Origin of the sequence: Streptomyces spongiae (assembly GCF_009377185.1) — a bacterium.
Classification (GTDB): Bacteria; Actinomycetota; Actinomycetes; order Streptomycetales; family Streptomycetaceae; genus Streptomyces; species Streptomyces spongiae.
The window spans coordinates 1-8597 of the sequence record NZ_VJZC01000432.1; the positions used below are offsets into that span (position 1 = coordinate 1).

The 8597-nt window shown below is 70.5% G+C and carries 9 protein-coding genes; all 9 read left to right on the forward strand.

The window, feature by feature from the left end; all coding sequences use genetic code 11:
- Positions 1-221 (forward strand): hypothetical protein (locus FNH08_RS51135; RefSeq protein WP_194238739.1); only part of this gene is annotated, 221 nt, incomplete at its 5' end.
- On the forward strand, positions 218-874 hold the full coding sequence (locus FNH08_RS37140; protein ID WP_322726109.1) for an NADH-quinone oxidoreductase subunit J family protein: 657 nt from the start codon (positions 218-220) through the stop codon (positions 872-874). The genes FNH08_RS51135 and FNH08_RS37140, both read left to right, overlap by 4 nt.
- Entirely contained in the window at positions 874-1269 is a 396-nt protein-coding gene (nuoK, locus tag FNH08_RS37145) for an NADH-quinone oxidoreductase subunit NuoK (RefSeq protein ID WP_152775933.1), read from the forward strand. Before FNH08_RS37140 ends, nuoK begins: the two co-directional genes overlap by 1 nt.
- The gene (locus tag FNH08_RS37150) at positions 1266-3257 is read left to right on the forward strand and encodes an NADH-quinone oxidoreductase subunit 5 family protein (protein ID WP_322726110.1); all 1992 of its coding nucleotides are present in this window, start codon (positions 1266-1268) and stop codon (positions 3255-3257) included. The genes nuoK and FNH08_RS37150 overlap by 4 nt, the downstream gene beginning before the upstream one ends.
- 6 nt (positions 3258-3263) lie before the next feature.
- The gene (locus FNH08_RS37155) at positions 3264-4838 is read left to right on the forward strand and encodes a complex I subunit 4 family protein (protein WP_322726111.1); all 1575 of its coding nucleotides are present in this window, start codon (positions 3264-3266) and stop codon (positions 4836-4838) included.
- Positions 4835-6346, forward strand: coding sequence for an NADH-quinone oxidoreductase subunit N (locus tag FNH08_RS37160; protein ID WP_152775934.1), 1512 nt, complete (start codon positions 4835-4837; stop codon positions 6344-6346). Before FNH08_RS37155 ends, FNH08_RS37160 begins: the two co-directional genes overlap by 4 nt.
- 223 nt (positions 6347-6569) lie before the next feature.
- The gene (gene htpX / locus FNH08_RS37165; RefSeq protein ID WP_322726112.1) at positions 6570-7433 is read left to right on the forward strand and encodes a zinc metalloprotease HtpX; all 864 of its coding nucleotides are present in this window, start codon (positions 6570-6572) and stop codon (positions 7431-7433) included.
- On the forward strand, positions 7430-7825 hold the full coding sequence (locus FNH08_RS37170; RefSeq protein WP_322726113.1) for a YccF domain-containing protein: 396 nt from the start codon (positions 7430-7432) through the stop codon (positions 7823-7825). Before htpX ends, FNH08_RS37170 begins: the two co-directional genes overlap by 4 nt.
- 113 nt (positions 7826-7938) lie before the next feature.
- Complete coding sequence (locus FNH08_RS37175; RefSeq protein ID WP_152775935.1) at positions 7939-8505, forward strand: SMI1/KNR4 family protein; 567 nt, start codon at positions 7939-7941, stop codon at positions 8503-8505.
- The last annotated feature ends 92 nt before the right edge of the window (positions 8506-8597 follow it).

Here is an 8597-nt window from a genome sequence, read left to right on the forward strand (position 1 = left end):
CCCTCGACCCCGGCGCGGAGGAACCGAAGGAGCTCGCCGCGGCCCGCAAGTCCGCGGAGAAACTGGCCGCCGCCGCCCAGGCCGAGTCGGAAGCGCAGGCCGAGTCGGAAGCCCAGGCCGAGTCGGAAGCGCAAGCCGAGTCGGAGGCCCAGGCACGGCCCCGGCCCGAGGCCGAGCCCGACTCCGACACCACTCCGAAGCCGCAGGAAGGAGAGTCGTGAGCCTCGCCGCAGCCGCCGCCACGGTGGCGCACACCACGACCACGGCGGCCAGTGCCACGACCACCACCGCCGACACCCACGGCTTCCTCTCGCCGACCGGTGTCGAGATCGCCTTCCTCCTCGTCGGCCTGGTCACCCTCGGCGCCGCGATCGTCACCGTCACCACCCGGCAGCTGGTGCACGCCGCCCTGTGGCTGGTGGTCACGCTCGGCGGCCTCGCCGTCGAGTACCTCCTGCTCACAGCCGAGTTCATCGCCTGGGTGCAGGTCCTCATCTACGTCGGTTCCGTCGTGGTCCTCCTCCTGTTCGGTCTGATGCTCACCAGGGCCCCCATCGGCCGCTCCCCGGACGCCGACTCCGGCAACCGCTGGGCCGCCCTCACCGTGGCCGTCGCCTCGGCGGCCGCCCTGGTCTGGGTCGTCGTCGACGCCTTCCGCGCCACATGGATCGACCTGGACGGCGCCGCCGCCGGTTCCACCGAGGTCACCGGCAAGGCCCTCTTCCAGAACTGGGTCCTCCCCTTCGAGGCCCTCTCCGTCCTCCTCCTCGCCGCCCTCGTCGGCGCGATCGTCCTCTCCCGCAAGGCGAAGACGAACGCTGCCGACACGGCAACCGGCGGCAAGGCAGACGCAGACAAGGAAAGGGCCCGCTGATGCACCTCGCCTACCCCGCCGTGCTCTCCGCCCTCCTCTTCTGCACGGGCCTGTACGGCGTCCTCGCCCGCCGCAACGCCATCCTGGTCCTCATGTCGGTCGAGCTGATGCTCAACGCCGTCAACCTCAACCTCGTCGCCTTCGACGTCTGGCTCAGCAAGGCCGCCGAGGAGACCCTGCACTCCGGCCAGGCCCTGACCCTGTTCACCATCGCCATCGCCGCCGCCGAGATCGGCATCGGTCTGGCGATCGTGCTCGCCGTCCACCGCAACCGCGGCACCGCCGACATCGACAAGCTCCGCGACACCGCCGAGGGCCACGAAACCGACGGCCATGACACCGGCAGCCCCGACAGCGAAGCCCCCGCGGCCCAGAAGGCTGAGGCCACTGCGTGACCACGACCACCCTCGCCGTCCTCGTCCCCCTCCTTCCGTTCCTCGGCGCCGCGGCCGGCCTGCTCCTGGGCCGCACGGCCCCCGGGTTCGTCCGCCCCCTCGCCGTCCTGCCGACCCTCACGGCCTTCGCGCTCGCCGTGCTGGTCGCCGTACGGCACGGCGGTGGCCGGGCCATCGACGCCACCACCGAACTCACGCCCACCGGCTCGGTGCCCATCGACCTCGCCCTGCACATCGACGGCTTCGCCGCACTCGTCGCCGTCCTGGTCGGCCTGGTCGCGACCTGCGTGCAGATCTACTCGACGGGCTACCTGCGCGACGACCCGCGCTACCCCTCCTACGCCGCTCTCGTCTCCCTGTTCACCTCCGCGATGCTGCTCGTCGTCTACTCCGGCGACCTGATGGTGCTGCTGGTCGGCTGGGAGATCATGGGCATCTGCTCGTACTTCCTGGTCGGCCACTACTGGGAGACCCCGGAGGCCCGCGCCGCCTCCATCAAGGCCTTCCTGGTCACCAAGCTCGGCGATGTCCCCTTCCTCATCGGCCTGTTCGCGCTCGCCGTGGACGCCGGGTCCTTCCGCATCACGACCGTCCTGGGCGCGGTCGCGAGCGGCGGACTCGACCACCCGACGCTCATCGCCCTGCTGCTCCTGGCCGGTGTGGCGGGCAAGTCGGCGCAGTTCCCGCTCCACACCTGGCTCCCCGACGCGATGGCGGGCCCCACGCCCGTCTCCGCGCTGATCCACGCCGCCACGATGGTCGCCGCCGGTGTCTACTTCATCGCCCGGCTCCTCCCGGTCTTCGCCGCCTCCTCTGCGGCCCTGCTCGTCATGGCCGTCATGGCCGCGGTCACGATGGTCGGCTCCGGCCTCGCCGCGCTCGCCCAGGACGACATCAAGCGCGTCCTCGCGTACTCGACGATCGGCCAGCTCGGCTACATGACCGGCGCCCTCGCCGTCGGCGACCGCGGTGCCGCCGTCTTCCACCTCCTCTCACACGGCGCCTTCAAGGCGCTGTTGTTCCTCGCGGCCGGCGTGATCATCCACGCCGCCGGCACCAACTCGCTGGCCGCCATGTCCCGCATGAAGGGCCTGCGCGACCGCGTCCCCGACGCATACTGGACGATGACCGTGGCGCTCCTCGCCCTCGCCGCGATCCCGCCCTTCAGCGGCTTCTTCACCAAGGAGGCCGTCCTCGGCGCCGCCGAACACGTCGCCACCGGCCACGCCGCGGGCATCCCCGGCTCCGCCGGCTGGATCGTCCTCGTCTCCGGCCTGCTCACGGCCCTGCTCACCGCCGCGTACGCCATGCGCCTGTGGCTGCTCGCCTTCCACGGCCGGGGCGCCGAGGCCCCCGACCACGGCAAACAGCCGCTGGCCATGAACGCCGTGCTGTGGCTCCTCGCCGTCCCGTCGCTCGCCTTCGGCCTGCTCACGGGACCGCTGCCCGACTGGTTCGACGGACGCGACCTGACCCCGACCCTCACGACGGCCGTGCTCAGCACGGGCGTCGCCCTGGTCGGCGGACTGGTGACGTACGGCGCCTGGAAGCACACCACCGCGCTGGCGGCCCGTGTCCCGCTGGGCGCGGTCGCCGCCCACCCCGAGGGTGACGCCGCCCAGGTCGAGGCCGAGGCCATCGCGAGCCACGCGCCCGCGTACGGGGACGTGGCCGCCGCCCCCGACCCGGCGGACCCGGGCCGGCTCCTGCTCGGTCCACTGCACCGGCACGCCGCTGTCGGCTTCCACCTCGACGCCGTGTACACGACGCTCTTCGTCCGACCGGTCCAGGCCGGAGCGAGTCTCGTCCGGTTCCTCGACCGCGAGGTCGTCGACACCTACGTACACGGCGCCGGCGCCGTCCCCCGACTGCTCGGCGCGGCCGTGCGGCGCGCCCAGACCGGCAATGTGCAGACCTATGTGAGCGCGCTGCTCGCCGGCACCGTCGTCCTCGCGGTAGCCGTCGTCCTCGCCGCCACGGGAGCGTGAGCAGGCGTGATCGATATCAACGAGTCCGTGATGCAGTTCCTTCTGGCGTTCGTCGTCGTCGGCCCGCTCCTCGGCGCCGCCGCGGCTCTCCTGCCCGCCCCGCCGGGGCTGAAGGGGAAGTCACCCGACCAGGCCGTACTCCGCCACGGCGTGACCGTGACCGGTGTCGTCCTCATCGCCGCGATCGTCCTCGCGCTCGGCTTCGACCACGACCATCCGTCGAAGATGCAGGCCAGCACGGACATCAGCTGGATCCCCGCACTCGACGTGCGCATCCACCTCGGCATCGACGGCATCTCTCTCCCCCTTCTGGTCCTGACCGCGCTGCTGACCTTCCTCTGCGCGCTGTACTCCTACTTCAAGATGCCCGCGGGCCCGTCCCCGAAGGCCTTCGTCGCGCTGCTGCTCGTCCTCGAGTCCGGCACCCTCGCGACCTTCGCCGTCCTCGACCTTCTGCTCTTCTTCCTCGCCTTCGAGATGGTCCTCATCCCGATGTACTTCCTCATCGCCCGCTGGGGCGGTGAGCAACGGACCCGGTCCGCCTGGAAGTTCATCCTCTACACACTGCTCGGCTCCGTCGTCATGCTGCTGGGCCTGCTCCTGATCGGAATCAAGGCGGGCACATTCGACATGGTGGCACTCGCCACTGACAACGACCCGTCGCTCACCACATCCGTGCAGGTCATCGCCGCTTTGGCGGTCGGAATCGGGCTCGCGGTCAAGACGCCGATGTGGCCGCTGCACAGCTGGCTGCCGGACGCCCACACCGCGGCGCCGACCGTCGGCTCGGTCCTGCTGGCCGGCGTGCTGCTGAAGATGGGTACGTACGGGTTCGTCCGGATCCTCCTGCCGATCACACCCGACGGCATGCAGACCTTCGCGCCGTACCTCGCGGCCTTCGCGGTCGTCGGCATCATCTACGGCTCGCTGGCCTGCCTCGCCCTCGCCAAGCAGGGAGCCAAGGGCGACCTCAAGCGCCTCATCGCCTACTCCTCCGTCGGCCACATGGGCTTCGTCCTCCTCGGCATCGCGACGATGACCCCGACCGGCGTGAACGGCGCGCTCTTCGCGAACATCGCCCACGGCCTCATCACGGGCCTGCTCTTCTTCCTGGTCGGCGCCCTCAAGGACCGTACGGGCACCACCGACCTCGACACCCTTGCCCAGGAAACCGGCGCCGCCCTCTACGGCAAGGCGCCCCGCCTCGGCGGCCTGCTCGCCTTCGCCGCCGTCGCCTCACTCGGACTGCCCGGCCTCGCCGGATTCTGGGGCGAGATGCTGGCGCTGTTCGGCGCGTTCCAGCCCGCCGACGGCCTCAGCCGCCCCGCCTTCCTCACCTTCATGGCGATCGCCGCGTTCGGCACACTGCTCACCGCCGCGTACCTGCTCGTCGTCGTCCGCCGCGTCTGCATGGGCGCCGTCCCGAAGGAAGGCCCGAGGCTGACCGACGTCCAGACGTACGAGTTCGCCGCCTGGACCCCGCTCGTCGCCCTCACCGTCCTCGCCGGCCTCTGGCCCGCGGCACTCCTCGGCCTGACCGACCCGGCCGTGCAGCAGCTCCTCGCAGGAGGCACCCGATGAGCTCCCTGGCCCAGACCGTGGTCCAGTCCGTCGACTGGGTCGCGATCGCGCCGCCCACCATCGCGGCGGTCGTCGGACTCCTCGTACTCGTCACCGACCTCTTCGTCGACGACAGCAAGAAGGCACTCCTCGGCTGGGTGTCGGTCGCGGGCCTCGCCGCGTCCACCCTCGCGCTGCTGCCCCTTCTGGACGGCGACCGCTCGACCTTCTGCCTGACCGGCGACGGAGACGTCTGCAGCTACACGGCGGACCGGTTCACGCTCGTCATCCAGTTCCTCGTCCTCGGTGGTGCCCTCCTCGCCGCACTGCTGTCGATGACGGCTCTGAAGGACGCCAAGAAGGAACTCCCCGAAGGGGAGTTCTGGTTCCTGCTGCTGTCGTCCGCCGCGGGCGCCGCCCTCCTGCCCGCGGCGCGCGACCTGGCGACCCTCATCGTCGCCCTGGAAGTCGCCTCCCTGCCCGCCTTCGCCCTCGTCGGCATCCGGCACGGCGACAAGAGGTCCTCCGAAGCCGCCCTGAAGTTCTTCCTGTCCTCGGTCACGGCGACCGCCGTGAGCCTGATGGGCATCAGCTTCGTGTACGCCTCCACGGGCACCCTGTACCTCACCGAGATCGCCGACGGGATCCGCCAGGTCGACAGTCAGTTCCACACCCTCGCCCAAGCCGGCGTCGTCCTCACCCTCATCGGCTTCGCCTTCAAGACGGCCGCCGTACCGTTCCACTTCTGGGTGCCCGACACCTACGTGGGAGCCCCGCTGCCCGTGGCCGCCTACCTGTCGGTCGTCGGCAAGGCGGTGGGCTTCTCCGGCCTGATACTCGTCACCGTCGTCGCCCTCCCGTCGTACGCCGACGTCTGGGGCCCCGCGCTCGCCGCGCTGGCCGCCCTCACCATGACCGTCGGAAACGTCGGCGCCCTCCGGCAGCAGGCCACGCGCGCGTACAGCGCGGTACGGCTCCTCGCGTGGTCCTCCGTCGGCCAGGCGGGCTACCTCCTTGTGCCGATAGCGGCGGCCGCGTACTCCGACGACGCCGAGAAGGCGATCGGCTCCACCGTCGCCTACGCCCTGATGTACGCGGCGGTGAACCTCGGCGCCTTCGCGGTGGCCGCGCTCGTGGCCCGCACGAAGCCGCTGAACCGCGTCAGCGACTACCGCGGCCTGTACGCGGCCAGCCCCCTCACCGCCCTGCTCCTCGGCTTCTTCCTGCTCTGCCTCGCCGGGCTCCCGCCAGGCATCATCGGCCTCTTCGCCAAGGTCACCGTCTTCTCGGCGGCCGTCGACGCGGGCCTCGGCTGGCTCGCCGTGGTCATGGCCGTCAACGTCGTGATCGCCCTCTTCTACTACCTCCAATGGACGGCCCTGCTGTTCCGTGCCCCTGAGGACGAGCCCGAGAAGCACCGCGTACCCGCTCCGCTGACGGCGGCCATCGCCCTGACCGGAGTTTTCGCAATCGCTCTGTCCGGAGCGCCCCAGCTGGTCCTGCGCTTCTCCGGCACCGGCCTCTTCTGACCCGCCACGGCATCCACGCGCACGCATGGGGCACCCGAGCCACCGTGCGCGCGTGGGGCCTGGCGCCGCGCCCCTCACCCGTACGGTCGAGGCGCCCCAGCACGCACAAGGGAACTAGGGCTCCCCGCCTGGCGTTGACCAGTACGGGAGCGTCCACTGAGAAGTGGAGTCAACAGCATCCGCAAGCAAGGGTTCCCCTGCCGCACGACCTGGAGGGCGTACCGTGCACCGCCGGCACAACGGGCTCAGGACCGCCGTACTCCTCGGGGGGCTGTCCGCACTCATCATCCTCATCGGCAGCTTCTTCGGGCGTACGGGCCTCATCGTGGCGCTGGCCGTCGCACTCGGCACGAACGCGTACGCGTACTGGAAAAGCGACAAGCTGGCTCTACGCGCGATGCGCGCGCGCCCGGTGAGCGAGTTCGAAGCCCCCGCCCTCTACCGCATGGTCCGCGAGCTCTCCACCCAGGCCCGCCAGCCCATGCCCCGCCTGTACATCTCCCCGACGGACGCGCCCAACGCGTTCGCGACGGGACGCAACCCGCGCAACGCGGCGGTGTGCTGCACCGACGGCATCCTGCGCCTCCTGGACGAGCGTGAGCTGCGCGGAGTCATCGGCCACGAGTTGAGCCATGTCTACAACCGAGACATCCTGATCTCATCGGTCGCCGGTGCACTCGCTTCGGTGATCATGTTCCTGGTCAACTTCGCCTGGCTGATCCCCATCGGCCGCTCCGACGACGACGAGGGACCCGGCATCCTCGGCATGCTGCTGATCCTGATCCTGGGCCCCCTCGCCGCATCCCTGATCCAGCTGGCCATCAGCCGCTCCCGCGAGTACGAGGCGGACGCGTCCGGTGCCCAGCTGACCGGCGACCCCCTGGCCCTCGCGAGCGCCCTGCGCAAGCTCGAGGCAGGCACCAAGCAGCTTCCGCTGCCCCCGGAGCCACGCATCGAGACCGCGAGCCACATGATGATCGCGAACCCCTTTCGCACAGGTCAGGTGCTCTCCAAGATGTTCTCGACACACCCACCGATGGCGGAGCGCATCGCCCGTCTCGAGCAGATGGCAGGTCGACAACAGTGAAGACAATCCTCAACGTCATTTGGCTCGTCGTGAGCGGCTTCTGGCTGTTCCTCGCCTACCTCCTGGCAGGGCTGCTGCTGTGCATCACGATTATCGGCATTCCGTTCGGCGTCGCCGCGTTCCGTATCGGCGTCTACGCCCTGTGGCCCTTCGGGTACACGACCATCGAGCGCCGCGACGCGGGCGCGCCCTCCTGCGTCGGCAACGTGCTGTGGCTGGTCCTCGCCGGCTGGTGGCTGGCACTCGGCCACATCGTGACGGGCATCGCCCTGTGCGTCACGATCATCGGCATCCCCCTGGGTATCGCCAACTTCAAGCTCATCCCGGTGTCGTTGTTCCCCCTGGGACGTGAGATCGTTCCCACGGACCAAGCGTTCACGCACAGCTGGTAGAGCGGCGCGGGGCGGGCCAACCGCAGACCTCCTGCTGAGCGCCCGCTCACTTATCCACAGCCGCTTGTCCACAGCCTGCCCCGAGTGTCAGTGCCGGCCTGCATCATGAACCCATGACCGAGTTCGAGCAGTTGCTGGACCGTGTGGCGGACAAGGCCCGCACCACCCACCCGTGGGGCTGGCCCGTGCTGCCCGCGCCCGTGGACGAGGCGGCCGTCACCCGTGCCGAGTCCGCCCTGGGATTCGCCCTGCCGCCGCTGCTCGCCGCGCTCTACCTGCGCATAGGAGACGGTGGATTCGGTCCTGAGTACGGCCTGTTGCCCCTGCTCGACAGCCCGCCCGCCGGCGAGCCCGCCGCCGTCACGCAGTACCTCGCCAACCGGAAGAGCGGCCGCAAGGACCCCGAGTGGCCCTGGCCCGATCACGTACTGCCCATATCCCACTGGGGTTGCGGAATGTACGCGTGCGTGGACTGCCGCACCACCGAGGGCACCGTGCTGCTCTACGAGCCGAACGCCGACGAGGCGGACCACGCCTGGTACGTGGACGCACCCACCCTCACGGAGTGGCTCCACGCCTGGCTCGACGGCACGGGCTGGTACGAGGAGTGCAACGACGGCATGGACCTGGTCCCTTGGACCGAGTTCCAGATACGCACCAGGGCCGCGCAGGCGTCGTAACCGCGGGCTGCGGACCGCCGGCCACGCACGCCGAGTGGACGCCGTGCGCCCGCTCGTGTCGTCTCCGCGCTCAGGTCCCCGCTGCCCCGCCC

What these genes read in the sequence shown, in the direction of transcription:
- FNH08_RS37175 (WP_152775935.1), top strand. Translation starts at nt 7,939, where the DNA reads ATGACCGAGTTCGAGCAGTTGCTGGACCGTGTGGCGGACAAGGCCCGC.
- FNH08_RS37160 (WP_152775934.1), top strand. Translation starts at nt 4,835, where the DNA reads ATGAGCTCCCTGGCCCAGACCGTGGTCCAGTCCGTCGACTGGGTCGCG.
- nuoK (WP_152775933.1), top strand. Translation starts at nt 874, where the DNA reads ATGCACCTCGCCTACCCCGCCGTGCTCTCCGCCCTCCTCTTCTGCACG.